The organism is Pannonibacter indicus (assembly GCF_001418225.1).
In the GTDB taxonomy this organism is placed as follows: domain Bacteria; phylum Pseudomonadota; class Alphaproteobacteria; order Rhizobiales; family Stappiaceae; genus Pannonibacter; species Pannonibacter indicus.
On sequence record NZ_LIPT01000015.1, the window covers coordinates 1 to 25,497 of the forward strand.

Annotated in this window: 22 protein-coding genes, 1 tRNA gene, 1 pseudogene and 2 riboswitches; of the genes and pseudogenes, 8 read left to right on the plus strand and 16 right to left on the minus strand. The window is 64.8% G+C overall.

Features of this window, described 5'->3' with window-relative positions; genetic code table 11:
- Nucleotides 1–9: 9 nt before the first annotated feature.
- The 5 genes and pseudogenes from ASC48_RS16435 to ASC48_RS16455 all read right to left on the minus strand — a co-directional run.
- Nucleotides 10–279, minus strand: a pseudogene (locus ASC48_RS16435) (transposase); the annotation flags it as partial.
- A gap of 60 nt (nucleotides 280–339) precedes the next feature.
- Nucleotides 340–975, minus strand: coding sequence for an aminopeptidase P family N-terminal domain-containing protein (locus ASC48_RS16440; protein ID WP_055456808.1), 636 nt, complete (start codon nucleotides 973–975; stop codon nucleotides 340–342).
- Nucleotides 976–1,434 (minus strand): GAF domain-containing protein, encoded by a 459-nt coding sequence (locus ASC48_RS16445; RefSeq protein WP_055456809.1) that lies wholly within the window; start codon nucleotides 1,432–1,434, stop codon nucleotides 976–978. It lies immediately after the preceding gene.
- A gap of 278 nt (nucleotides 1,435–1,712) precedes the next feature.
- Nucleotides 1,713–3,317, minus strand: coding sequence for an ABC transporter substrate-binding protein (locus tag ASC48_RS16450; protein WP_055456810.1), 1,605 nt, complete (start codon nucleotides 3,315–3,317; stop codon nucleotides 1,713–1,715).
- A 50-nt stretch (nucleotides 3,318–3,367) separates the two neighbouring features.
- Entirely contained in the window at nucleotides 3,368–3,988 is a 621-nt protein-coding gene (locus ASC48_RS16455) for a helix-turn-helix domain-containing protein (protein WP_055456811.1), read from the minus strand.
- An 80-nt stretch (nucleotides 3,989–4,068) separates the two neighbouring features.
- On the opposite strand from ASC48_RS16455, the gene ASC48_RS16460 reads away from it, so the two are divergent.
- From ASC48_RS16460 to ASC48_RS16475, 4 genes are read left to right on the plus strand one after another with little or no spacing between them, the layout of a single operon-like run.
- A complete protein-coding gene (locus ASC48_RS16460) occupies nucleotides 4,069–5,121 on the plus strand; it encodes an ABC transporter permease (RefSeq protein ID WP_055456812.1) in 1,053 nt (350 codons plus the stop codon).
- The gene (locus ASC48_RS16465) at nucleotides 5,118–6,020 is read left to right on the plus strand and encodes an ABC transporter permease (protein WP_055456813.1); all 903 of its coding nucleotides are present in this window, start codon (nucleotides 5,118–5,120) and stop codon (nucleotides 6,018–6,020) included. The genes ASC48_RS16460 and ASC48_RS16465 overlap by 4 nt, the downstream gene beginning before the upstream one ends.
- Before the next feature lie 10 nt (nucleotides 6,021–6,030).
- Nucleotides 6,031–6,867 carry an ABC transporter ATP-binding protein gene (locus ASC48_RS16470; RefSeq protein ID WP_055456814.1) on the plus strand — a complete coding sequence of 279 codons (837 nt, stop codon included), beginning with the start codon at nucleotides 6,031–6,033 and terminating at the stop codon, nucleotides 6,865–6,867.
- On the plus strand, nucleotides 6,864–7,592 hold the full coding sequence (locus tag ASC48_RS16475) for an ABC transporter ATP-binding protein (RefSeq protein ID WP_055456815.1): 729 nt from the start codon (nucleotides 6,864–6,866) through the stop codon (nucleotides 7,590–7,592). Before ASC48_RS16470 ends, ASC48_RS16475 begins: the two co-directional genes overlap by 4 nt.
- On the opposite strand, the gene ASC48_RS16480 is transcribed toward ASC48_RS16475, so the two are convergent.
- Complete coding sequence (locus ASC48_RS16480) at nucleotides 7,553–8,608, minus strand: helix-turn-helix domain-containing protein (RefSeq protein ID WP_082440169.1); 1,056 nt, start codon at nucleotides 8,606–8,608, stop codon at nucleotides 7,553–7,555. The genes ASC48_RS16475 and ASC48_RS16480 overlap by 40 nt on opposite strands.
- A gap of 146 nt (nucleotides 8,609–8,754) precedes the next feature.
- Between ASC48_RS16480 and ASC48_RS16485 the strand changes: the two genes are divergently transcribed.
- On the plus strand, nucleotides 8,755–9,192 hold the full coding sequence (locus tag ASC48_RS16485) for a rhodanese-like domain-containing protein (RefSeq protein ID WP_055456862.1): 438 nt from the start codon (nucleotides 8,755–8,757) through the stop codon (nucleotides 9,190–9,192).
- A 13-nt stretch (nucleotides 9,193–9,205) separates the two neighbouring features.
- On the opposite strand, the gene ASC48_RS16490 is transcribed toward ASC48_RS16485, so the two are convergent.
- From ASC48_RS16490 to ASC48_RS16500, 3 genes are all read right to left on the minus strand, one after another.
- Entirely contained in the window at nucleotides 9,206–10,108 is a 903-nt protein-coding gene (locus tag ASC48_RS16490) for a DMT family transporter (protein WP_055456816.1), read from the minus strand.
- A 91-nt stretch (nucleotides 10,109–10,199) separates the two neighbouring features.
- Nucleotides 10,200–10,357: riboswitch (FMN riboswitch) on the minus strand.
- A gap of 60 nt (nucleotides 10,358–10,417) precedes the next feature.
- Nucleotides 10,418–11,083 carry an HAD hydrolase-like protein gene (locus ASC48_RS16495; RefSeq protein WP_055456817.1) on the minus strand — a complete coding sequence of 222 codons (666 nt, stop codon included), beginning with the start codon at nucleotides 11,081–11,083 and terminating at the stop codon, nucleotides 10,418–10,420.
- Nucleotides 11,080–13,092: an acetyl-CoA carboxylase biotin carboxylase subunit gene (locus tag ASC48_RS16500; RefSeq protein ID WP_055456818.1), complete on the minus strand. Its 2,013-nt coding sequence runs from the start codon at nucleotides 13,090–13,092 to the stop codon at nucleotides 11,080–11,082. The genes ASC48_RS16495 and ASC48_RS16500 overlap by 4 nt, the downstream gene beginning before the upstream one ends.
- 258 nt (nucleotides 13,093–13,350) lie before the next feature.
- Here ASC48_RS16500 and folB point away from each other — a divergent pair, with 258 nt between their 5' ends.
- Nucleotides 13,351–13,716 (plus strand): dihydroneopterin aldolase, encoded by a 366-nt coding sequence (gene folB / locus ASC48_RS16505; protein ID WP_055456819.1) that lies wholly within the window; start codon nucleotides 13,351–13,353, stop codon nucleotides 13,714–13,716.
- A gap of 147 nt (nucleotides 13,717–13,863) precedes the next feature.
- Nucleotides 13,864–14,175: a hypothetical protein gene (locus tag ASC48_RS16510; protein WP_244270088.1), complete on the plus strand. Its 312-nt coding sequence runs from the start codon at nucleotides 13,864–13,866 to the stop codon at nucleotides 14,173–14,175.
- Nucleotides 14,176–14,182: 7 nt separating this feature from the next.
- On the opposite strand, the gene ASC48_RS16515 is transcribed toward ASC48_RS16510, so the two are convergent.
- From ASC48_RS16515 to cobU, 5 genes are all read right to left on the minus strand, one after another.
- Nucleotides 14,183–15,670 (minus strand): cobyric acid synthase, encoded by a 1,488-nt coding sequence (locus ASC48_RS16515; RefSeq protein ID WP_055456821.1) that lies wholly within the window; start codon nucleotides 15,668–15,670, stop codon nucleotides 14,183–14,185.
- Nucleotides 15,670–16,305 carry a cob(I)yrinic acid a,c-diamide adenosyltransferase gene (gene cobO / locus ASC48_RS16520; RefSeq protein ID WP_055456822.1) on the minus strand — a complete coding sequence of 212 codons (636 nt, stop codon included), beginning with the start codon at nucleotides 16,303–16,305 and terminating at the stop codon, nucleotides 15,670–15,672. Before cobO ends, ASC48_RS16515 begins: the two co-directional genes overlap by 1 nt.
- Nucleotides 16,306–16,310: 5 nt before the next feature.
- Complete coding sequence (cobN, locus tag ASC48_RS16525; protein ID WP_055456823.1) at nucleotides 16,311–20,066, minus strand: cobaltochelatase subunit CobN; 3,756 nt, start codon at nucleotides 20,064–20,066, stop codon at nucleotides 16,311–16,313.
- Nucleotides 20,067–20,172: 106 nt separating this feature from the next.
- On the minus strand, nucleotides 20,173–21,291 hold the full coding sequence (gene cobW, locus ASC48_RS16530; RefSeq protein ID WP_055456824.1) for a cobalamin biosynthesis protein CobW: 1,119 nt from the start codon (nucleotides 21,289–21,291) through the stop codon (nucleotides 20,173–20,175).
- On the minus strand, nucleotides 21,288–21,860 hold the full coding sequence (cobU, locus tag ASC48_RS16535) for a bifunctional adenosylcobinamide kinase/adenosylcobinamide-phosphate guanylyltransferase (RefSeq protein WP_055456825.1): 573 nt from the start codon (nucleotides 21,858–21,860) through the stop codon (nucleotides 21,288–21,290). Before cobU ends, cobW begins: the two co-directional genes overlap by 4 nt.
- A 136-nt stretch (nucleotides 21,861–21,996) precedes the next feature.
- Nucleotides 21,997–22,220: riboswitch (cobalamin riboswitch) on the minus strand.
- A 271-nt stretch (nucleotides 22,221–22,491) separates the two neighbouring features.
- On the opposite strand from cobU, the gene ASC48_RS16540 reads away from it, so the two are divergent.
- Nucleotides 22,492–22,567 (plus strand) — tRNA-Asn (locus ASC48_RS16540).
- A 79-nt stretch (nucleotides 22,568–22,646) separates the two neighbouring features.
- Here ASC48_RS16540 and fhuB read toward each other — a convergent pair.
- Both fhuB and ASC48_RS16550 read right to left on the minus strand, forming a co-directional pair.
- Entirely contained in the window at nucleotides 22,647–24,605 is a 1,959-nt protein-coding gene (gene fhuB, locus ASC48_RS16545) for a Fe(3+)-hydroxamate ABC transporter permease FhuB (protein WP_055456826.1), read from the minus strand.
- Nucleotides 24,602–25,486 carry an ABC transporter substrate-binding protein gene (locus ASC48_RS16550; protein WP_055456827.1) on the minus strand — a complete coding sequence of 295 codons (885 nt, stop codon included), beginning with the start codon at nucleotides 25,484–25,486 and terminating at the stop codon, nucleotides 24,602–24,604. Before ASC48_RS16550 ends, fhuB begins: the two co-directional genes overlap by 4 nt.
- Nucleotides 25,487–25,497 lie beyond the last annotated feature (11 nt).

The following is a 25,497-nucleotide window of genomic DNA, read 5'->3' on the forward strand; positions in this document are numbered from 1 at the left end:
TCAGAAGTTTCCCCGCGCAGCCTCCGTCAGGATCAGCTTGTCCAGCGTCAGATCCGCCACCGCCTTGCGAAGCCGTTCGTTCTCCTTCTGGAGATCCTTCAACTGCCGAAGCTGGTCACGGCTCATGCCGCCATATTGCTTACGCCACCGGTAGAACGTCAGCTCGGAAACGCCGATCTGGCGAACGGCATCCGCCATCGCCATGCCTTGGCCGCGCAAAACCTCAACCTGCCGAAGCTTCGTGACGATCTCGTCGGGCTTGTGTCGCTTGTTTGCCATTGTGGTCCTCCTTCAGGGTCAAAACCATACTTCAAGGTGGACCCGTTCAATGGGGGTGGATCAATGGTGCGGATAGGCGCTGTTCGGGCCGATGGCGAGGATGGCAAAGGTGGGCTGCGCACCGTTTGCAGCAAAGGCAGCCTGCACGGCCTTGGCCAGTTCGCTCTCGCTCACGCCTTCGGCCAAGGCCGCACGGGCAGCGGCCTGGGCAAAGTCGGCAATCTTGGCGTTTTCCTTCAAGAGCGCGATTTCTTCGGCGCTCTTGACCATGCGCAGTGCGCCTACGGTGGCAGAGGCAAAGCTGCGGGTGGCGCGCGGCAGCGCATCCACCAGCATCAGCGCGTGGTCGGCACGCATGGTCTCATCCAGCGCAAAACTGCCGGCCTTGGGCGCGGCAAAAGCCAGAGCTTCGGCCAGGGCCTTGTCCGGACCGGTGTCGTCCTTCCACTCGAAGAAGGGCAGATCCGTGTGCTGGCGGCTGTCTTCGGCATTGAGGGCCGGCATCAGGAAGCACGCCTGCTTCTGGCCGATGAGACACAGCGAGGCGCGCTCGTCCGCTGCCGGGACAAAGCCCAGCAGCCAGCGCAGATGCGCGCCGGGCGCCAGTGCCACCAGATCGGTGCCTGTATCTGCCATCTTGCGGCGCAGGCGCGCCAGACGCTCTGCGGCCTGCGGCTTTGCGGATCCTTGCGCCATTCACGCCTCCATCGGCACGCGGGCCATGGCGTCCAGCAGAGCAGCGCGGTGCTCTTCCACCAGCGCCTCCAGCTTCGCCACCCGCTCGGGCGTGAAATGCCCTTCAGCATCCAGAATATTGACCGTGCCCACGACCATTGCGCCATCCGCCACGGGAATGTTCATGGCCGAATGGCAGCCGAGCTGGTTGATGAGGGCGTGATCGGAAAAGTAAACCGCAAATTCCGGCGTGGTGTTGGCGACAAAGCTCTTCTGTTCGCCCAGCACGAGATCGGTCCAGCCATCCGAACGCATCGGCTTGGTGCCGGACGTTGGGTATTCGGCTGGATGCGAGGTATAGGCGCGGCGGCTGAGGCCTGCCTTGCGGTCGAGAACCGTCACCGTGAACAGGCGCGCACCCACAGCGGTGCGGGCAGCCTCATGCAGGGCGGCAAAGACGGTATCGGGAGATGAGGTCATGATGGACTTCCGGGGCGTTGGGATGAGAGAGGATCGAGGAGCGGTGGTGGTGTGACTGGTGAAACCCTCCCGCCCCTCCATCGTCATCCGGACGCGCCCGCGCGATCCGGGACCGGTGAGCCGGGGTGGAAGTTGTTTCAAGGAGATACAGCCGGCAGGCCTTGGCTCACCGGCCCCGGATCTCCGCTTCGCTCTCTTCCGGATGACGATGGAGAGGCTTTTCCGGTACCCGGAGGGCAGTCATGCCGCCCTCCGGAATATCTTTCAGGCAGGCTGCCTCAGTTCTTGGTCACGAGACGGTAGTAGACGAAATCGGACGTAGCGCCGTTGACGTAGCCCTGCACCTTGCCGTTCATGGCGACCTGTTTGACGGCCTGGAACATGATGACGTAGGGCGATTCCGCCTGCATGGCCTGCTGCAGTTCGGCATACATTTCGAGGCGCTTTTCCGGCGACTTTTCGGTCAGCGCGGCCATGGTCTTCTCGTTGATCTCCTGCGGCGGCATCCAGGCATTGCGCCAGGTGGTCGTCGAGGCATACTTGTCGTCCGAATTGTCCGCGTTATAGGCGAAGGCCTTGGCGTTGGAATGCGGGTCCATGAAATCCGGCCCCCAGTAGAGCAGCATGCCCTGATGGGTGCGGGCGCGGTACTTGGTAATCACCTGCGCGCCGGTGCCAGGGATGATCTCGAAGTTGATACCCGCCGGAGCAAAGGACGATTGCAGCGCCTGCGCCATGTCGGTGAAGGGGCTGGAGTTGATCACATCGAGCTGGATCGTCAGCGGCAGCGTGACACCACCATCAGCGAGGATCTGCTTTGCCTTTTCCAGATCATACTTGAACGGCGTGTCATTGACCGCGCCGGGGAAGCCTTCCGGCCAGAAGGCCTGATGCACCATCATCTGGCCCTTCAGGAAAGTGCTGGCCATGCCGTCATAATCGACGAGATAGCGGGCAGCCTCCCACAGCGCCTTGTTGGTCAGGGCCTCGGTCTTCTGGTTGAAGGAAATCCAGTGAACGGCGGCCTGCGGATAGGTCTCGACCTTGATGTCAGACTTGCCTTCAAGGCCCGACACCTGATCGGGTGTCAGGTTCTTGGCCATATCCACATCGCCGGATTCCAGCAGCAGGCGCTGGGTGGCCGCTTCCGCCACATGGCGGATGACGACCTGCTTCATGGCCGGTGCGCCGCCCCAGTAATCCGGATTGGCTTCCAGCGACAGCATTTCGGAAGGCCGGTAGGCGCGCAGCTTGAACGGGCCGGTGCCGGCGGAGTTCTTGTTCAGCCAGGCATTGCCCAGATCATCATTTTCCTGATGCGACATGACCGTTTCCATGTCGACCACGGAGGCGACACGGGCGGCCAGAACGTTGAGCACGAAAAGCGGGGAGAAATCACCGGCATAGCGGACGGTGATCTTGCTGCCGTCCACGGTCACCATCTCTTCGATGTTTTCCGGGGTCCAGCCGAGCTGGGCAAGAATGAAGGCCGGTGCCTTGTTGAGCACCAGCACGCGCTTCCACGAGCCCAGCACATCCTCGCCACGCAGCGGATTGCCGGAGTGGAACTTCACGCCATCCCGCAGCGTGAAAACGATGGTCTTGTTGTCTGCGTCGATGGCCCATTCGCTGGCAAGGCCCGGCGCCAGCGCCGTGGTGTCCGTTGCATCGTAATGGACGAGCTGGTTGTAGACGTTGACGACATATTCGCCGGAGGAAAACTCATAGGCGGTCGCCGGATCGATGGTGACGATGTCATCGATGTTCTGCGCGACGACGAGGGCCGTGCCCGGTGTTGCGGACTGGGCCGGCAGCGCGGTCAGCGTGGTCAGGGCCGTCAGCGACAACAGACCGGCGGCAAACGCGGTTCTGAAAAGCTTCATTGTCTTCTCCTGAAGGAAGGCAGGTTTGTCTTGGCCGCAGGCATGCCCCCCTACGGCTGTTCGGGGGTTCGGCCAATGAGCCGGGGCGTGTTGCCGGTCCACAGGATGCGGACGGGCCGGTCTCCGGCATTGGCGAAGGAATGGGGCGTGTCGCCCATGAAATGCAGGCTGTCTCCGGGGTTGAGCGTGAAGACCGCTTCGCCCAGCGTCTGGCGCAGCGTGCCTTCCAGCACGACGATCAGTTCCTCGCCCGTATGAGATGTCTGTTCCGAGGCATAGCCGACCGGGATGTGCACGATGACCGAGGACAGCGTGCCGCCCGGCAGCACGGTATTGAGGCGCTCATAGGACAGAGATCCACCTCCCAGCGAAAACAGTTCGCGCTCCCCCGCCCGCGTGACACTGTCAGCAGGCCGGGGCGTCGCCACGAACCAGTCGATCTCGACACCCAGCGCATCGGCAATGGCGGCCAGCGTGCCCAGCGACGGCGTTGCCTTGCCGCGCTCCACCTGCGACAGGAAACCGACGGAGATGCCTGCCTGATCGGCCAGCTGCTGCAGGGTCAAATCCCCCTTGCGCCGCAGTTCGCGGATACGGCCGCCAAAGTGCGGCGTCGGCGCAACATTTGCGCTGGCCTGCGTCTCCTCAGCGTCCTTGAGGGCGTTGCTCATCACGGATCTCCAAAATTTCTTTGACGCTAGTAAAAAAATTTTGCTACGTCAAAAGAAGTTTAACTGGCAAGGAAAATGCCGTGAGCAACGCCACCCTGACCGGCCGCCGGGGCGCCCTTCCTGCCCGGCTCGCTTCCCTGCTGTGGTTTGCCGCCACGATTGCGCTGACCTTCCTCGGCCTGCTCGCCATCACCTTTGTCATCGGCCGCGTCGTGCCGATTGATCCGGTCCTGGCTGTCGTGGGCGACCGGGCACCGAAGGAAGTCTATGATGCGGTGCGCCTGCAGATGGGCATCGATGATCCGCTGCCCGTCCAGTTCGTCCGCTATGTGGGCGATGTGCTGCAGGGCGATCTCGGCCGGGCGGTGACGACCTCCAATCCGGTGATCGAGGACTTGGCGCGGGTGTTTCCCGCCACCTTCGAGATGGCAACGCTCGGCATCATCATCGGCGTTGCCGTTGGCGTGCCGCTGGGTGTGTGGGCCGCCGCGCGGCAGGGCAGCGTCATCGACCAGATCATCCGTGTCATCGGCCTTGCCGGCTATGCCGTCCCTGCCTTCTGGCTCGGGCTTGTCGGCCTCGTGCTGTTTTACGCCAAGCTCAAATGGGTTGGCGGGCCGGGGCGGATCGACATCTTCCTTGATGGCATGGTGACGCCGCGCACCGGGCTGCTGCTGGCCGACAGTCTGATCGGCCGCGACATAGACAGCTTCAAAAGCGCCTTCGCCCACATCATCCTGCCGGCAACCATCCTCGGCTTCTTCGCCCTCGCCTATATCGCCCGCATGACCCGCTCCTTCATGCTGGAGCAGCTGGGGCAGGAATTCATCACCACCGCCCGCGTCAAGGGCGCGCCGGAGCGGGTGGTGATCTGGCGCCACGCTTTCCGCCCGATCCGCGTGCAGCTGATCACCGTCATCGGCCTGTCCTATGCCGGGCTGCTGGAGGGCTCGGTGATGATCGAGACCGTGTTCTCCTGGCCGGGCATCGGCAACTACCTCACCAACGCCCTGCTCAATGCCGACATGAACGCCGTGCTGGGTGCAACGCTGGTGATCGGTGCCGTCTTCATCTGCATCAACAAGCTTTCTGATGCGCTTTATCTCCTTCTTGATCCGAGGGCCCGCGCATGAACTCGACCCGCGACTGGCTGCTGGACGAAACGCCCGCCACCCGCCTGCAGGCCCAGCTGGGCCAGGCCTACCGCACCTTGCGCGCGCTCTTGCGCAATCCGCTGACGGTGGTGGGGCTGGTGATCATCCTCACCCTGCTGCTGACGGCCGCCTTCGCGCCATGGATCGCACCCTACAGCCCGATTGAAGGCCAGCTGACCGACCGTCTGCTGCCCCCCTCCGCCGCGCACTGGATGGGCACGGACGAGCTGGGCCGCGATATCTTCAGCCGCGTTATCCATGGCGCCCGCATCACGCTGTTCATCGTGCTGCTGGTGGCGATCATTTCCGCGCCGCTCGGCCTCATCATCGGCGCCGTCTCCGGCTATTTCGGCGGCCTGGCCGACCGGATCATCATGGGGCTAACGGATATTTTTCTGTCCATGCCCCGGCTGATCCTCGCCCTTGCCTTTGTTGCCGCCCTCGGGCCCGGCATCGAGAATGCGGTGATCGCCATCGCCATCACCGCCTGGCCAGTCTACGCCCGCCTTGCCCGCGCTGAAACGCTGACCATCCGCAAGGCGGAGTTCATCGCCGCCGTACGGATGCAGGGCGCAAGCCATGGCCGCATCATCCTGCGCCACATCCTGCCGCTGTGCATGTCCTCCACCATCGTCCGCGTCACGCTGGACATGGCCGGCATCATCCTGACGGCCGCCGGCCTCGGCTTCCTCGGCCTTGGGGCGCAGCCGCCGCTGCCCGAATGGGGGGCGATGATTTCCCGCGGGCGGGCCTTCATTCTGGATCAGTGGTGGGTCGCCACCATGCCCGGTTTTGCCATAGTTATCGTCAGCCTCGGCTTCTGCCTGTTCGGCGATGGCCTGCGCGACGTGCTTGATCCGCGCCAGCGCACGAAATGAGGGACCGGTCATGAGCACGCTTCTCGACGTTCAGAACCTCAAGGTCCGTTTCCCCACCGAGCGCGGCGAGGTGGAGGTGGTGAAGGGCATCAGTTTCTCTCTGGGCCGCGAGCGGCTTGGCATCGTGGGTGAATCCGGCTCTGGCAAGTCGATGACAGGCCGGTCGATCATGGGCCTGATCGGCCATCCGGGCTGCGTCACCGCAGACCGGATGATGTTTGACGGCATCGACCTCACGAAAACCGGTGAGGCCGGATACCGGCGCCTGCGCGGGGCGCGCATGTCCATGGTGATGCAGGACCCGAAGTTCTCGCTGAACCCTGTGATGCGCATCGGCGAGCAGATCGGCGAAGCCCTCGCCTTCCATGCGCGGATGAGCGCAAAGGCGCGCAAGGCCACGGTTCTGGAAGCGCTGGAAGCGGTGCGGATCAATGATCCGGAGCGGGTCTATGCACTTTATCCGCATGAAGTTTCCGGCGGCATGGGCCAGCGGGTGATGATCGCCATGATGGTGATCCTGGAACCGGACCTGATGATTGCCGACGAGCCGACCTCGGCGCTGGATGTATCCGTCCGGGCGCAGGTGCTGGAAATCATGGACGATCTCGTCCGCCGCCGGGGCATGGGCCTGATGCTGATCAGCCACGACCTCAACATGGTCTCACACTGGTGCGACCGAATCCTCGTCATGTTCAACGGCGAAATCGTCGAGGAATGCGCCGCAGGCAAGCTGCATGAGGCGAAACACCCCTACACCCAGGGGCTCATCGCTTCCCTGCCCCGCCTCAACGAGACCCGCGAGCGCCTGCCCGTGCTCGACCGCACGGCACTGGAGAAACTCAAATGATTGGCGTTGAAGGCCTCACGGTTGTCTATGGCGCCACGGCGGTGGTGCGGGATGTCAGCTTTTCCGTCGCCACCGGCGAGAGTTTTGCGCTGGTGGGGGAATCCGGCTCCGGCAAGTCCACCATCCTGAAGGCGCTGGCCGGACAGGTGGACAGCTGGTCCGGCGCACTGACGCTCAGCGGCCTGCCGCTCGGCCACAAGCGCACCAAGGCGATGATGCGCCACGTGCAAATGGTGTTTCAGGACCCCTACGGCTCGCTGCATCCGCGCAAGACGGTGGATGACACCTTGAGCGAACCTTTGGCAATCCATGGGCTTGGCGGCCGGGACCAGCGGGTGCTCTCCATGCTGGATGCGGTCGGCCTTGCCCGCAAGTTCCGCTTCCGCCTGCCGCATCAGCTCTCCGGCGGCCAGCGCCAGCGCGTTGCCATCGCCCGCGCCCTGATGCTGGAGCCGGAGCTGCTGCTGCTTGACGAGCCGACCTCGGCGCTCGACGTGTCAGTGCAGGCGGAAATCCTCAACCTGCTGAAGTCCCTGCGCGAGGAACGCGGCCTCACCTATCTGCTCGTTACCCACGATCTGCCGGTGGTTTCCTTCCTCTGCGACCGGCTGGGTGTGCTGCGCCATGGCCAGCTGGAGGAACTCGCGCCGGTCTCTGCCCTGAAGGCGGGCGCCCTGACCAGTGCCTATGGCCGCGAACTGGTGGAGCGCAGCGAGGCGTTCTGAGAAGCTTCGTCTGACGTTGGACTGGTGGAGCCCTGAAACTCCGACCGGTAGCGGGATGGGGGGACGGTCATGATCCGGCGGAAATGCAGGCGGAAGGTTTCCGGCGCGCCGAAGCCGCAGCGCGCGGCTATAGCATCGATGCTCTCGCTGCCTGCCTCCAGCAGATGGCAGGCATGGCGGATGCGGGCGCGGATCAGCCAGTCAAGCGGGGCCAGCCCCGTGGCATCGCGGAAGCGGCGGCTGAGGGTGCGCAGGCTGCAGCAGGCGGCCTCCGCCATCCGCTGCAAGTCCCACTCCTGATCAAGCTCCCGCTCGATCCGCTCCAGCAGCGGCGCGAGCGAGCCTTGAGGAAAACGGGCAACGGGCCTTGGCACGAATTGCGCCTGCCCGCCCTCCCGCTGCGCCGGAACCACAAGACTGCGGGCCAGCGCATTGGCCGCCTGCCAGCCGAAATCCCGGCGGACCAGTGACAGGGAAAGGTCGATCCCGGCCGCAGATCCTGCCGCCGTCAGCACTGTGCCATCTTCCACGAACAGCACGTCCTCGGCGATGTCAGAGGCAGGCGCCAACCGGCGCAGGTCCGGAATGTAGCGCCAGTGCGTCGTCGCCCTGCGGCCGTCCAGCAATCCCGCCGCCGCCAGCAGGAATGCACCGCTGCAGAAGGTGACGAGCCGCGCCCCGCGGGCATGTGCTTTCTGAAGCCGGTCCTTGAGGCCGGGCGGCAACCGGTGATCCCGCCCCGGCCAGCCGGGCACGAGAATGATATCCGCCTCATCAATGAGGCTCAGCGGTGCATCTACCCGCACCGAAACGCCGCCGCTGGCGGAGACAGTCTCCATCTCCACCGCGACTGCGGCGAAGCGGTACCACGGCCCTTCCACCTCCGGCTTTTTCGAGGCAAAGACCTCCGTGCAGATGGAGAATTCAAAGAGGCTCAGCCCCTCATAGACCAGCGCCACCGCCAGCGGCGTCTGCTCGGCTGTCTTGCGGCTGATGGCCTGCGCCTGAACACCCATAATGCCCTCTTTGATCACATGGCATGATCCTACCGGACAATGGCATTCAGGCCAATGGTGATGAAACGGATTTCCGGCGATCTTCAGCCCATCACAGCCCGGCCCTGCCGCAGACAGACGCGCCGGAGAAACACGAGGATGAGACCATGCCCAGTTCCGTGACACAGTTTCCCGCCGCCCCTTCCGCCGAGGCTCTGGCCCATTTCGAGGCGCGGCTTGGTTTTGAGACCGATTGCTGGGACGTGCATCATGCCCTTGCAACGGGACAGCAGGACTTCGTGCTTCTGGATGTGCGCAGCCCGGCGCTTTACGAAAGCGGCCATCTGCCGGGCGCGCTCAACCTGCCGCATGGCAAGATGACGGAGCGGCGGATGGCGGAGTTTCCGGCTGGCTCGCTCTTCGTCGTCTATTGCGCCGGGCCGCATTGCAACGGCGCCAACAAGGCCGCCGTCCGCCTCGCCCGGCTCGGCCTGCCCGTCAAGGAACTCATCGGCGGCGTCACCGGCTGGCTGGATGAGGGCTTTGCGCTGGCAAAGGGCATGGAGCCGGGCAGCGTTGCGGAGCTGGAGGGGGCCGTAGCTTAAAGCATGCAGACCCTCAGGCCGCCTGTGTTGTCAGCCGGCCTGAACGCTTTTCATCTGCTAGCACCAGAAAAGATCCGGCAAGGATAAGGGCCGCACCGGGCCAGAGGTAGCCTTCCGGTGCGAAGCCGAAGGCGAGCCAGCCGGCGAGGATGTTCAGCGGCAGTTTCAGGTGATCGAAAGGCTGCACGAAGGCTGCATCGGCGCGGGCATAGGCCAGCGTCAGCAGATAGTTGGCGCTGACGGTGAAGAGCCCGGCGCCCAGCGCCAGACCAATGCCCCAGCCCTGCGGCAGCACCGTGCCGCCATCGGCCAGCGCCATCAGCGCGTTGGCGGGCGTCAGCAGCATCAGGAGGAAGAGCGTCACCGTCTCCGGCTCTTCCTCACCGGTCAGGCGCTTGGTGACAAGCGAGGCCCCGCCCCACAGGGCAGCCGCCAGTACCGGCAGAAGGCTGGCCAGAACGAAGTCCTCCGACCAGGGCGCCAGCAGGATCATGCCACCGGCAAAACCGGTGAGCGTTGCCAGCCAGCGCAGCGGACTGACGGCTTCGCCCAGAAACAACCGCGCTCCGGCGATGACAAAGAAGGGCGAGGTCATCACCAGCGCAATCGCCTGCCAGACCGGCACGTTGGCCAGACCGAAGGCCCAGGCCTGCACGCCGCCGACTGCCAGCACCACACGCAGGGCATGCAGACCGGGGCGGCGCATGGTGAAGCGCCTCAACCCGCCGCGCAGCACCAGCGGCAGGGCGAAGAGGAAGGCGACAAAATACTGCCAGAAAGCCGCGCTGGAGGCGGGCAGCCCGTGCAGCATCGTCGCGCCCTGCAGGCACAGATTGACGATGGCAAAGGACGCCCCTGCCCCCACCATGCAGGCGGCGGCCGCAAGCGGCTGACGGGAAAAGGTATTTGCGGACATGCACGGCGCTCCGACGCTGTCGTCATGTCCCCGGGGACAATCATGCGCATGGCAAGCCGCACCCGTTTGCGGCGGGCGGGCCAGCTGGCGCACAAGCTCTCTTTCATCCGGACTATACCGTCGGCTCCGGCATCACACCGGATCTGCTGACCCTCTCCGGCAAGCCGGAGAGGCGCTCGCGGGCTCCGGGCAGAAACAAGCCTGCCTGATACCGCCGGTGGGGAATTGCACCCCGCCCCGAGAACTTCAGTGCCAAGGCATAGACCCGCCTGCCCTGTTGACGCAAGAGGGCAGATCAGGATTTTTCAGTCAGACTGAAAGCCAGCTGCCAATCTCGGCTGGCTCATAGGCGATCAAGGCAGGCTTCTCCGCCTCAAGCTCCTCGCGCGAACCATAGCCCCAGAGCACGCCGATGCTGCGCAACCCGTTGGCATTGGCGCCGATCAGGTCATGCTTGCGGTCGCCGATCATGACGCACTGCCCGGCCTCGCGCCCCTCTTCGGCCAGCAGATAGGCGATCAGCTCCGCCTTGGCCGAACGGGTGCCATCCAGCTCCGAGCCATAGACGCGGATGAAATCCGGCATCAGGCCGAAATGCTCGACGATCTTGCCTGCATAGGCATGCGGTTTGGAGGTAGCGACATAAAGCGAGAAACCAGCTTCAGACAGCTTGCGGGTCAGCGGCGCAATGCCGGAAATCAGCTCGTTCTCGTAAAGTCCAGTGACCGTGTAGCGCTCGCGGTAGAGCGCTACGGCCCGGTCCAGCAGCTCCTTGTCGCTGCTGTTGAGAAGCACCGCGAAACTGTCCCACAGCGGCGGGCCGATGCACCAGCCGAGCTCTTCGGCTGGCGGCACAACGGCGCCAAGGGCTGCGAGGGCATGCTGGATGGACCGCGTGATCCCGGCAAAAGGATCAGTCAGGGTCCCGTCCAGATCGAACAGGACCGTATCGATCCCGCCAGAGGACTGCGTCATTCAAACTCCATGATCACGGCATCCACCGCCAGGCTGTCGCCCGGCTTGGCCTTGATCGAGGAGATAACACAGTCCCGTTCGGCGCGAAGCACGTTTTCCATCTTCATGGCTTCGACGATGGCCAGCTGCTCGCCTGCCTTCACCTCCTGCCCCTCGGTGACGGCGATGGAGACGACGAGGCCCGGCATCGGGCACAGCAGCAGGCGGGAGGTGTCCGGCGGCAGTTTTTCCGGCATCAGCGCATCCAGCTCCGCCGTGCGCGGGGTCATGACGCGGGCGATGACGGAGAAGCCCTGCCAGTCGAGCCGGTAGCCGCCGCGCACCGGGCGCACCTGCACCGTGACGCGCCTGCCGTCCACCGTGCCGTTCCACAAAACATTCCCCGGCACCCAGCTGGAAGTGACCGTGACCGGCGCGCCCTCGCCCACGGCAATATCCATCTCGATGGGCGTGCCGGGATAGCCTTCGGTGAGGCGCACGGGGATGTAGTCCTTGCCGACCTTGACGGTCCATGCCTCGCGCACCGCACCCGAATGCGGGCGCAGGCGGCCCGGCAGATGGTCCAGCCGCTCGCGCCGCAGGGTTTCCATGGTCAGTGCTACGGCGGCCAGCGTCTCCAGCGCAGCCGCATCCGGCTCCGCCGGGGCAAAGCCATCCGGAAATTCTTCGGCGATGAAGCCGGTGGAGAGAGTGCCGGCACGCCAGCGCGGATGGTTCATCAGCGAGGTGAGGAAGGGCACGTTGTGCTGGATGCCATCCACGTAGAAAGCATCAAGCGCTTCGGACATGGCCGCGATCGCCCCGGCCCGGTCCGGCGCATGGGTGACCAGTTTGGCGATCATCGGGTCGTAGAACATGGAGATTTCAGAGCCCTCGACCACGCCCGTGTCATTGCGCACGGTCACCCCATCGCTCACTTTTTCCTCCGGCGGCCTGTAGCGCACAAGCCGGCCGATGGAGGGCAGGAAATTGCGGTACGGGTCTTCCGCATAGATGCGGCTTTCCACGGCCCAGCCGTTCAGCTTTACATCGGACTGGCGGATGGAGAGCTTTTCACCGGCGGCAACGCGGATCATCTGCTCGACCAGATCGATGCCGGTGATCAGTTCCGTTACCGGATGCTCCACCTGCAGGCGGGTGTTCATTTCCAGGAAGAAGAAGCTCTTGTCCTGTCCGGCGACGAATTCCACCGTGCCAGCGCTGTCATAGTTCACGGCCTTGGCAAGGGCCACCGCCTGCTCGCCCATGGCGCGGCGGGTGGCCTCGTCCAAGAGCGGCGACGGTGCTTCCTCGATGACCTTCTGGTTGCGGCGCTGGATCGAGCATTCCCGCTCGCCCAGATAGATCACGTTGCCATGCTTGTCGCCCAGCACCTGAATTTCGATATGGCGCGGGTTCTGGATGAATTTCTCAATGAACACCCGGTCATCGCCGAAGGAGGATGCGGCTTCCGACTTGGAGCGGGCAAAGCCCTCATGCACTTCACCGGCGTTCCAGGCGATGCGCATGCCCTTGCCGCCGCCACCGGCGGAGGCCTTGATCATCACCGGATAGCCGATTTCCTCCGCGATCTGCACGGCTTCTTCGGGAGACCCGATCACCCCCAGATAGCCCGGCACGGTGCTGACCCTGGCTGCATTGGCGAATTTCTTGGATTCGATCTTGTCACCCATGGCGTCGATGGCCTTGGGGTTGGGGCCGATGAAGACAATGCCTTCCGCTGCCAGTGCTGACGGAAAAGCGGCGCGCTCGGACAGGAAGCCATAGCCCGGATGCACGGCCTCAGCGCCGGTCTGCTTGCAGGCGGCGATGATCTTGTCCATGACCAGATAGGACTCGGATGCGGCGGCCGGGCCGATATGCACCGCCTCATCGGCCATTTCCACATGCAGGGCGTCCCGGTCGGCGTCGGAATAGACGGCTACGGTCCTGATGCCCATCCGCTTCGCGGTCTTGATGACCCGGCAGGCGATCTCACCCCGGTTTGCGATCAGGATCTTTGAAAACATGCCTCGCCTGCTCCCGCGTCCAACTGGCTGCCTCCGTTGCATGACGAACGGTTTGCCAGCGATATTTGTAAGCCTTCCCCGGGTTTTAGGCGGGCTGTCACAGCGGCGCAATATCACCAAAGGATGAGCCGCCGCAGCATTGCCTGCCAGCAGGCATCTGCGGCCTCAAAGCCCGGCGCTGGATTTTCCCCCGCCAATCGCCTATCACCCGCTGGCCTGCCGCCCTTATCTGCTGCGGCACCAGCCTGTGAGCCCTCCATGGATGCCATTCACCTCGAAGATCTTGCCTTCTACGCCTATCACGGGCTTTACGAGGAGGAGATCCGGCTTGGCCAGAGATTCATCGTCGACATGAGCTGCTGGCTCGATCTCGGGCCCGCCAGCCGCGAAGACGAGTATGCCCTGACGGTCTGCTATGGCATGCTGGTGAGGACCATCGAAGGCGTGGTGCTGAACAACCGCTTCAATCTCATCGAGCGCCTCGCCGGGGCCATCATCGAGGCGGTTCTGGCGGCCGACAGCCGGATCGAAAAGGTGCGGGTGCGGGTTCACAAGCCGGGCGCGCCTCTTCCCATTGCGCAAGGGCGCGCCAGTGTCGAACTGGAGCGCACACGCAATCGTTAACGGGTTCAGGCCGCCCCGCCCTTGCCGTCCCTCCGCTGGAACCTAGGTTCCTCCGCGCCGTTATATTTCGAACCGGCAGGTGTTTCCCCGGACTTGCCGCTTCCTTGAGGGAGCAGAAAGACCGGGCGCCTCTTTAAGGAGATGATGATGTCTGGATTCATGCGGCATGCCGCCCTTGCGCTGACAATCATTGCGGTTGGCACGAGCGTTGCGGAAGCCAGGCCCGACCTGCGGCAGATGACCTGCGCCGAGGCTCAGCAGACCGTGCTGCGCAATGGTGCCGTGGTCTTCACCACCGGGCCTTACACCTATGACCGTTTCGTCGCCAATCACTCCTATTGCGACCGCTGGGAAGAGGCGGTGCCCGTGACCGCAGCCACGCGCGACACACCGCAGTGCCCGGTGGCCTACAAATGCCAGGAACCGGCCTTCAATAACCGCTTCGGCTGGGATGACTGATCTGCCTTCACACCCGTGACCGGGCAAGGCTCAGGATCAGGCCCATGTCCATGTGGCGGGCCAGATGCCCGGCCAGTTCATCCAGCACTGCGTCAATGGACGCCGTGTAGGAGACTTCCGCTGCCGCCCCGAGGCCTGACAGCCAGGCGGCGCGGAAGGCGTCTCCCGTGAAAAGCCCGTGCAGATAGGTGCCCAGCACCCGGCCATCGGCGCTCTGCGCCCCATCGTGCCGCAAGCTGCCTGCACTGTCCCGCAGGCTCAGAACCGGCCTTGCACAATCCGGGCCCAACGTTTCGCCAAGGTGGATCTCATAGCCGGAGATGGGAACCTGTGCAGGCAGGAAGGTGCCCTGCGCCTCGCGCAGCTTCTTGTCCGCCGTCAGCACGGTATGCACATCGAGAAAGCCAAGCCCCTCAACCGTGCCCGCCCGCCCCTCGATCCCATCCGGATCGGCAATGGTGCGCCCCAGCATCTGATAGCCGCCACACAGGCCGATGATCCGCCCGCCGCGCCGGTGATGGGCGGCAAGGTCGATGTCCCAGCCCTGCGCCCGCAGGAAAGCCAGATCCCCCATGGTGGATTTGGTGCCGGGCAGCAGCACCACATCCGCATCGCCCGGCAGCGGCTGGCCGGGCTGCACCAGCACCAGCGTCACCCCCGGCTCCTGCCGCAGCGGATCGAGATCATCGAAATTGGCGATACGGGCGAGAACCGGCACTGCGATCTTCACCGGCCCGTTGCCAAGCCCATCCTCAAGACCCAGCGCGTCTTCGGCCGGCAGCAGCCCGGCCTTTGCAAACCACGGCACCACCCCGGCTGAGGCCCAGCCCGTGCGGCGGACAATCTCTGCAAGGCCATCATCGAACAGCGACGGATCACCCCGGAAGCGGTTGATGAAAAAGGCGCGGATACGGGCCTGCTCCTCCGGCTCCAGCACGGCATGGGTGCCGACCAGCGCGGCAATCACCCCGCCCCGGTCGATATCCCCGCACAGAAGCACCGGCAGGTCAGCGGCTTGCGCAAAGCCCATGTTGGCAATGTCGCCCTGGCGCAGATTGATCTCCGCCGGGCTGCCTGCCCCTTCCACCAGCACCAGATCCGCCTCTACAGACAGAAGAGCGAAACTTTCAAGCACCTTCGGCAGCAGCTCGGCCTTGCGCGAACCATATTCGCGCGCCCGCATGGTGCCGAAGCGGCGGCCCTGCACGATCACCTGCGCGCCCGTATCCGTCTCCGGCTTCAGCAGCACCGGGTTCATGTGCACGGTGGCCGGCATCCGGCAAGCCATGGCCTGCAACGCCTGTGCCCGTCCGATCTCGCCGCCATCAACGGTGACAGCAGCGTTGTTCGACATGTTCTGCGGCTTGAAGGGAGCAACCTTCAGGCCCTGATTGGCAAAGTGGCGGCACAGACCCGCGACGATCAGGCTCTTGCCCACATTCGATCCCGTGCCCTGCACCATCAGGGCGGGCTTGCGGATGCCCGCCTGCGCCATCAGTATTCCACCCCCGCCTGCGGCTTCACGCCGGAGCGGAAGGGGTGTTTCACCTGTTCCATCTCGGTGACGAGATCGGCCACCTCGATCAGCTCATCCTTGGCGTTGCGGCCGGTGATGACGACATGCACGTCCTCCGGCTTCTCATCTTTCAGAAACGCCACCACCTCGGCAATGTCGAGATAATCGTAGCGCAGCACGATGTTCAGCTCGTCGCAGAGCACCATCCGGTAGTCACCGCTGGTGATCATCTCCTTGGCTGCATCCCAGGCTTCCTGTGCCGCGGCGATGTCGCGCTGGCGGTCCTGCGTTTCCCAGGTGAACCCCTCGCCCATGCGCTTGACGGTGACGAGATCGGCGAAGCGCTCCAGCGCATGGGTTTCGCCCGTGTCGAGGCGGCCCTTGACGAACTGCACCACACCAACCCGGTGGCCATGACCGAGGGAGCGGAACACCATGCCGAAGCCTGCGGTGGACTTGCCCTTGCCCTTGCCGGTGTGGACGATGGTCAGACCCTTCTCGATGGTCTTGGTGGCCATGATCTTGTCGCGCGCCGCCTTCTTCTTGCGCATCTTCTCCGCATGGCGGGCGTTCAGGTCTTCTTCGGTCTGAATCTCGGTGTCGGTCTCGGTCACGGCGGTCAGGCCCTCATGGCTTGGGATGTGAGCTGGCTGGAGAGGCCAGCATGGACGGAGTTGCGGCGCGGCGTCCAGAGCCCGCGCCGGATCGCTTCGTCAAAGCGCTGGAGAATATCCTTATAGGCGGCGGGATTGGCATGGGCCAGGAACTCCCGCACGGCGGCATCCTCGATATAGGCGGTGTAAAGCTGATCGAAATGATGCTCGCGCACCGCCCTTGTCGTCGCGGCGAAAGCAAAGAGATAATCCAGCGTCGCGGCAATCTCGAAGGCGCCCTTGTAGCCGTGGCGCATGACCCCGGCGATCCACTTCGGGTTAGCCGCCCGGCCCCGCACCACGCGGGAAATCTCCTCTGACAGCGCCCGCACCACGGGCCGTTCGGGCCGCGAATGATCGGTGTGATAGCTGACGGGCGCCTCCCCCGTCAGCGCCTCAACCGTTGCCGCAAGGCCTCCCTCGAACTGGTAGTAATCGTCGCTGTCGAGCAAATCATGCTCCCGGTTGTCCTGATTGTGCAGCACCAGGTCGACGCCGCGCAGGCGCGTCTCGAAGCGCTCGCGCAGCACCTCGCCTTTCGCCCCGCCGCCATAGGCATAGGAGCCCCAGGCGAGAAAGGCCTCGGCGAAATCCTCCCGCCCCTCCCAGATGCCCTCATCCATCAGCGCCTGAAGACCAGCGCCATAGGCGCCCGGCATGGAGCCGAACACACGGATGGAAGCTTCGGCAAAGGCATCATCCTGCGCCAGCCCCCTGGCCTGCAGTTCCGCCCGTTCGGCCCGCACCCGCGCCGCGATCGGATTGGCGCTTTCTGGCTCATCAAGTGCAGCCACCGCCCGCACGGCGCTGGTGAACAGGTCCATCTGGTGCGGGAAGGCATCGCGGAAGAAGCCGGAGATGCGCAGCGTCACGTCGATGCGCGGACGGCGCAGCTCCGACAGGGGCATGATCTCGAAACCGGTTACGCGCCCGGAGCCCGGCTCCCAGACCGGCCTTGCGCCGATCAGCGCCAGCGCCTGCGCAATGTCATCGCCGCCGGTACGCATGTTGGCCGTGCCCCAGCAGGTCAGCACCAGTGCCTTCGGCCACTCGCCCTCATCCTGAAAATAGCGCAGCGCCACTTCCGCCGCCGAGGCCTGACCCAGCCGCCAGGCAATCTCGGTCGGCACCGCTCGCACATCGACCGAATAGAAATTCCGGCCCGTCGGCAGCACATCCGGCCGGCCCCGCGTCGGCGCACCGGACGGCCCCGGCGGCACGAAACGGCCATCCAGCGCCGCCAGAACCGCCGCCGTTTCCGCAGCTCCGGAGGCCGCTATGGCAGGTCTCAATGTGGACTCAATCTCCTGAAGAACAGAAGCTGTTGCAGTCAGCTCCGGACATTTCATTTCCCTGGAGACAAGCTTCACGGCCAGCAGCTCCAGCCGCTCCACCGTGTCACCACAAGAGCGCCACAGAGCATCGGACATGCCCGCCAGAAGCTCCGGCTTCGGCCCAGTCCAGGGGGCGGAAAAATCGCAGGACAGCGGATCGAAGTCTGGCGCATCGGCGAGCAGATCACGCGCCAGCGCCCGGATCAGGCTTTCATCCTGAGGCCTGCTTCCACGCGGCACGCGCACCAGCGCCACCAGCAGATCATGCAGCAGCCGCCCCTGCGGGCTTTCACCCAGCACATGCAGCCCGTCGCGGATCTGCAATTCCTTGAGGTCACACAAATGCGCATCAAGCCGTGCCAGCCGGGTCGTCTCGCACATGTCCGGCGTCAGGCCGATATCCGCATCAAGCCCATGAACGGAAGCAAGCTCCAGAATGTCCCGCGTCAGCACTTTCTGCCGGCGCGGATCGACGCCGCTGGCGAGGTAATATTCATCGAGCAGATTTTCCATTTCATTGGCAACGCCATAATTTTCAGCCCGCGTCAGCGGCGGTGTCAGATGATCAACAATTACGGCAGAGGCCCGGCGCTTGGCCTGCATGCCCTCACCCGGATCATTGACAATGAAAGGATAAACGTTCGGCACCGGACCCAGCACGGCCTCCGGGTAGCATTCTTCGGACAGGGCCAGCGCCTTGCCCGGCAGCCATTCCAGATTGCCGTGCTTGCCGAGATGGACGACGGCATCGATACCGGCCACCTCGCGCAGCCAGATATAGAAGGCAAAGTAGTTGTGCGGCGGCACCAGATCCGGATCGTGATAGGTCGCCTTGGGGTCGATGTTATAGCCGCGCGCGGGCTGAATGCCGGCATAGACCCTGCCAAACCGGGTCAGCGGCAGCTCGAAGGCGCCATCGCGCACGGCAGGGTCATCTTCCGGACCGCCCCAGCGCGCCGTCACCTGCGCCTGCACCGCCTCCGGCAAGGACGCAAAAGCCCTGCGGTAATCCGCAAGCGCAAAGCGCACATCCACCCGGCGCCCGGCCCGCCCATGGATATCATTGGTCACGCCCGCCGTCAGATGGGCCATCAGCGTTTCGGAAGTAACCGGTGCATCAACCGGGACGTCATAGCCTGCGTCCCGCAGATCCGCGATCAGGGCAGCGCAGGAGGCAGGCGTATCCAGCCCCACCCCATTGGCAATGCGGCCGCCGCTGTCGGGATAATTCGCCAGCACCAGCGCCACCTTGCGCGCGGCAGCGGGCTTGCCGCCCAGCTTCGCCCAGTTTGCCGCAAGAGCGGCCACAAAGGCCATGCGGCTTTCTTCGGGCCTGAAGAGCACGGGGCGGAACTGGGTGGCGGGATCAAGGATGCCTTCTTCCTTGAACGAGACCGCCCGCGTCATCAGCCGCCCGTCCAGCTCCGGCAGAACCACATGCATGGCCAGATCGCGCACGGAGAGCCCTTGCGTGCTTTCGGCCCAGCCCGCCCGCGAGGAGGAGGAGAAGACCACCTGCAGCACCGGGCGGCCCGGCGCATCCAGCGGTGACGGCTGATGCACGCGTCCGCCGCTGGAAACGGCAAAGGCCGTCGCATTCAGCACCACCGCCGGCGGCAGCGCCTCGAACAGGGCCGACAGCACGGCAGCCGATTCCGCATCCTTCAGCGAGGCCACGAAGACGGGGAGCACGTTAAGCCCCTGCCCCTCCAGATGACGGCAGAGCGCCTCGGCAGGCGCCGTCTCGCCCGCCTGCACCAGCGCCCGGTAGAAGACCAGCGCCGCCACCGGCCTTGCCGGATCTGCGAAGCGGGCCGTCAGATCATCGAGCCCCGGTGCGGTGTGGCCGGGCAGGAAGATGCCCGCACGCGGCAAGGGCGCAGGCAGGGGCGGCTCCTGATCCTTGCCAATGAGATGAGCGCAAAACCTCAAGGCATTGCGGTAATTTTCTGCGCCACCTTCAATGCAGTAGCGCCACAGCCGCCGCACGGCGTCCACCGGCACGGTGGAGAGAGCGGCCAGATCCTCATCCCACTTGTCGCAGCCTGCAAAGACAGCCAGCTGCAACCCGCTGCGGTTGACTTCCTCCCGCAGCCGGTCCAGCCCATAGGACCAGTAGCCCGCTCCGCCCAGCAGCCGCAGCACAACAAGCTTTGAACCGGCCAGCGTCTTTTCCGCATAAAGATCGACGGAATAGGGATGAGACAGCGCCAGAATGCTGGCAAGCCGCAGTGACACATCCCCGCCAAGGAAGGCATGCGCGGCGGCGAAAGCCGAGAGTTCCGTATCGGCCGCCGACAGGAACACGAGATCGGCCGGGTCCTGCGCGAGGTCCACGGCATCACCGCCGTCATCAATTCGCCTGGTTTGACTTGCGAGGATATGCATCTGGCACGCCTTCAATAGGCTCAGACTGGGTGTGCCTGTACCCGCGTCCCGCCCCTTTCGCAACTTGCGTCAGGAGCGGGGCGGCGGGGGTCCACACCGCGAAGGGTCAGGCCGCACGGCCTGCCTGAAGGGAGGCGAGAGCGTCCGTGACGGCGGCCAGATCCAGCCCCTTGAGGCCGATCACCACCAGCTTGCCGGGCGCCTTGGCGCCAGCGGCAAACCAGGCCTCGACACGCGGCCCAACCGCCTGCACCAGCGCAGGCGCGGCTTTGCCGGAGACCGTCACCGCGCCCTTGATGCGCAGCACGCCCTTCAGCGCCATCGCCTGCTTCACCACCGCCTCAACGTCCTTCAGAGAAGCAAACTCGGGCGCTGTGACCACGTGGCTCTCGAAATCATCATGGTGGTGATCATGGTCATCATCGTGATCGTGATCATGGTCATCATCGTGATCGTGATCGTGGTCATCATCATGATGGTGGTGATGATGACCACGGCGGGCGGCCAGATCATCCTCGGCAGCGGAGGAGCGGCCCAGCAGTACGTCGATGGGCAGCGAGCCCTTTTCAGCGGCAATGATCTCGACACCGGCGCGGACATCTTCGGCGATATGCTCACGGATATGCTCCAGTGCGTGATCATCCACCAGATCGGCCTTGTTCAGCACCACCAGATCGGCGCAGGCGAGCTGATCGTGGAAGAGCTCCTCCACCGGATTGTCATGATCCAGCGTTTCGTCAGCAGCGCGCTGCGCGGCAAGGGCTTCCTCATCCAGCACGATGCGCCCTTCGGCGAGCGCTGCCGCATCCAGCACGGTGACGACACCATCCACCGTCACCCGCGTCTTGACGCTCGGCCAGGTGAAGGCGCGCACCAGCGGCTGAGGCAGAGCGAGGCCCGAGGTCTCGATGACGATATGGTCCGGCGGTGTTTCGCGGGCCAGCAGCATTTCCATCGCCGGGAGGAAATCATCGGCCACGGTGCAGCAGATGCAGCCGTTGGTCAGCTCCACCACATCATCGGCAGAGCAGGACGGATCGGCACAGCCATCCAGCAGCGAGCCGTCAAAACCCATGTCGCCGAACTCGTTGACGATCAGCGCAATGCGCCGCCCGCCCGCGTTGGTCAGCAGATTGCGGATGAGTGTCGTCTTGCCCGCGCCCAGAAAGCCGGTGACGATGGTGGCCGGGATCTTGGCCACGGCAGGGGTCTGAAAATCGGTCATAGGGAGATATCCGGTTGGGAGGAAGGCTTGAGCAGAAGCGGCAGACCCGCGGCCACGAAGACCACCCGGCTGCAAACGGCGGCAAGCTCCTGATTGAGGCGGCCCTGCGCATCGCGGAACTGACGCGCCATGGCGTTGTCCGGCACGATGCCAAGACCCACTTCATTCGAAACAAAAACAACAGGCGCAGGCAGATTGGGCACAAGCGCGCAAAGCGCCTGCGTGGCAGCGGCAAGGTCTGCTTCGGCCATCGTCAGATTGGTGAGCCAGAGCGTCAGGCAATCGACCAGCACCGCACGTCCGGGAACGGCTTCACGCCGGAGCACGTCCGTCAAATCCGCGCCGATGCCGCCCTTGTCCTCGATGGTGCACCACTCTCCCCCCCGCCGCGTGCGGTGCAGGCCGATGCGGGCCTCCATTTCCCCGTCCCATGCGGCGGAGGTCGCCACATAGACAGGCTCAAGCCCGCTTCCGAGGATCAGCTGCTCTGCATATCTGCTCTTGCCGGAGCGTGCGCCCCCCGTCACCAGAACGGAAAGTGCGGCCCCCTGCCCTTCAGCCTGCGCCATGGGTCAGCCGCAGGCTGAAAGCATGGCAGCGTCAGGTAGTCTTGCGGATGCGCGGGCGCGATCCGCCCTGCCATCCGCCCAGTCTGGGGGAGTAGAAATCATGTCAAATCCTCCGGTCCGCCCACCCGGCGGCCTTGGGGTTGCACCACATCAGGCCGGTCTCCTGGCTCGCGGGTCTTCACCTTGCCGCGCCTTCCCGCAAGGGCTGGCCTTGCAGTGGCATGAGGCGGCAAGATTCTCCGCTGACAGTTGCGGGGGCAGCTGCGGCTTTGGAGCCCCGGATTGAGTCGCTCCGCACCGCATTCCCGTTTCATCCCCTTGGGCTTGGCCCGCCGGGGAACCTGATCTTCTCCTTGTAACGGCTTGGCGGCACCGCAGCAAGGACGCCCTTTGGGCACCTCAGCGGCGCAATTGCCGCCCCCGCATCCCTGGCAAAGGGTGCAAGGACCGGCACGGACGGGTTATCCACTGGCTCAAGCCGTTGAAAGACCGCAGATTTCCGCCAAAGCCGCCCCTGTGGAAAACTTTCTTGAAGAAAGGGCTTGGCAAATGCTCAAGGCCTTTGTTATACGCCTCTCACCGACGGCGGCGCACACAGCCGCCACCGCAAAGGGCGCTGCCCTTATGGTGATCCGCGATAGCTCAGTTGGTAGAGCGTTCGACTGTTAATCGAATGGTCGCAGGTTCGAGTCCTGCTCGCGGAGCCAACCTTTTCTCTTCCTTCGATAAAATTCAAAGCTTTCCCGCGACAGCAGGGCTTTTTGCGTTTGTGCGGCAGACTGCACCTCACGCGGGCTTGCGGTAGAGCAGCCAGAGAAAATACGGCCCGCCGATGAAGGAGGCGAGGATGCCTGCAGGGATCTCGTAGGGAAAATCGAGCGTGCGGCCCAGCCAGTCGGCGCTGACCATCAGCGCTGCGCCGATCGCTGCAGCACAGACGATCCGCAGCAGCGCCCTGCCCGGCGCCACGGAGGCCGCAATATGGGGCGCGATGAGGCCGATGAAGCTCAAAGGGCCGGTGATCAGCGTCGCGGCGGCCGTCAGCAGGGCCGAGAGTGACAAAAGCACGGTGCGCGAGCGGCGGGGCGAAAGGCCCAGCGCGCGGGCTGTGGTGTCGCCCAGCGGCAGAATCTCCAGCCAGCGCCCCATCAGCGGCAGCACCAGCAGCACAACGAGCAGGATGCCCAGCGCGGCAAGGGCCGTCAGTCCGGCGGCGCGGTAGGTCGGCCCCATGGACCAGGCCAGCACGAAGACCGCGCGCGGATCACCGCTGGCCAGAATGAAGGATATGAGCGCGGCGGCAAACGTGCCGATGGCAACACCGGCCAGCAGCACCGGTCCAGGTGCGTGACCGGACTTGCGGGTGATGGCCAGCACGAAAAGGAAGGCAAGCACAGCACCTGCAGCCCCGCCCGCCAGCAAAACGGGCGGCGCGAAGGAGCCGGTCAAAAGCAGCGCACCGGTGATGCCGAGCCCCGCCCCGGAACTGACGCCCAGCCCTTCGGGACTGGCGAGCGGATTGCCGGTCATCGCCTGAATGAGACCTCCGGCCAGCGCCAGCATCGCCCCGGCAGCGGCTGCGGCCAGCACCCGCGGCCAGCGCCCTTCAATCAGTTCTCCGGCGGACAGGCCCCCCGGATGCAACTGGCTGGTGAGAGAGAAGAGCGTGAGCGCGGCAAGACAGGCCAGAGCCAGCAGCAGGACGAGGCGCTGACGGCTGGCGGCCGGAACGGATGGCGCCGGCAGGTGTGAACCGCCGATGCGCGTGCTCGCAGGCATGCGGCGCAGCAGCACCAGCAGCAGCACGGCTCCGGCCATGGCGGTGGCTGTTCCCGTGGGCACTTCGGCAATCATGCCGGACAGTGCCAGGACGATGCTGTCGGCAAGCAGCAGCAGCGCCGCGCCGATGACGGGCGCTGAGACAAAACGCCCGGCAAAACTCCGGACACCGGCAAGTGCCGCCAGATGCGGCGTGGCAAGGCCAACGAAGGCAATCACGCCTACCCGCACCACCACCAGCGCGGAGAGACAGCAGGCCAGCGACAGGGCAACAAGCCGGATCGTGCGGATGGAGAGGCCCAGGCTGCGGGCGCTGGCATCATCGAGCCCGGCAACCGTCAGCGGCCTGAGCAGCAGCGCCAGCAGCGGCACGCAGAACGCAAGCCTGACGGACAGGGCCGAGGCATCGGAAAGATCATTCTGCACCAGCGAGCCGCTGGCCCAGATGAAGACCGAGCGCAGATATTCATGCTGGAACAGGGCCAGCACAACGGAAGCCGATCCGGCGAAGAAGCTGACGATCATGCCGCACAAGAGCAGGGTCACCGGCGAAAAACCGTGCCGGGAGGCAAGCATCCCCACCAGCGCCAGTGCGGCAAAGCCGCCCGCCAGCCCCGCCGCCTCACGCTGCCACATGGCGAGTGCGGGCACGAGTAGCGTTGCCGCCATGATGCCAAGCTGCGCACCGGAGAGAAGGCCGAGGGTTGCCGGTTCCGCCAGCGGGTTCTTCAGCACCTGCTGAAACACCACTCCCGCCAGCGCAAGAGCGGCCCCGGCCAGCGCCGCCACGGCAAGGCGCGGCACCAGCGCATAATGCAGATAGATTTCCCCGAAGACAGCCGGGTCCGGGGTGAGCAGCGCCCCGCCCAGCGCAGACAGGGGTACATGGGCGCTGAAGGCCACAAGGGTCAGGACGGCGGCAGGCAGCAGCAGCGCCGCAAGAAGCAAGGGAAGACGAAGCGTCATGAGATCTGCAGGGCCTTGGTGAGAATACCGGCAAAACGCAGGGCGGATGGCAAAGCTCCGAAGACCCAGACCGGTGGAATGCTGACAACGCGCCGTGCCCGCACCGCCGGGATGGCCCGCCACAACCCGCTGGCGGCGAGCGCTTCCGGCGGACCCGGCTCGATGATGACGATACGTGTTTCCGGGTTGGCGGCAATCGCGTCGAGGCCTGCGGTCGAGAAGCCCCAATGACTGCCGCTATGCTGCCATGCTGACGGCAGGCCGAGACGGCCCAGCACATCGTGGAAAAGACTGCCGGGGCCGTAGATATCGGCGAGCCGGTCACTGGCGAATTTCAGGATCAGCAGAGGGCGGCCATCATAGGACTGAAGCTGATTGCGGAGCGCGGCAAACTGCTGCTCCGCATGTTCCAGATAGATGGCAGCCCCGTCACGGCGCTGCAGGCGGGCGGCAATCGCCTCAAGTCCCTCTTCAGCCCGTTTCAGCGGCTGGCGCTCCGGCGTGTAAAGGGGCAGGGACAGCACGGGCGCCACAGGCTCCAGCATGGCCGCCGGAACGCCATAGCCGGTCTGGGTGACAATCAGGTCCGGCCGGAAGGCCCTGAGCAGTTCCATGTTGGGCCAGGAGCGCAGGCCCAGATCGATGGTGCCCTCCGCGAGCGCCGGGCTGACGACACGCGCGCCATAGAGCGGGGCTTCCGCCACGGCGGCAGGTGCCACGCCCAGCGCCAGCAGCGTTTCGGCCCAGGCCCAGTCCAGCACGGCGATGCGCGGCAGCTCCTCCCCTGCCCGGCCGGTCCGGCCCTGAAACGGCAGGGAGGCAAACCCAAGCAACGCGGCGGCAAATTGCCGCCGCGTCAGAGCATTCGGTCCGGAAATCATCCGCTCCGGCA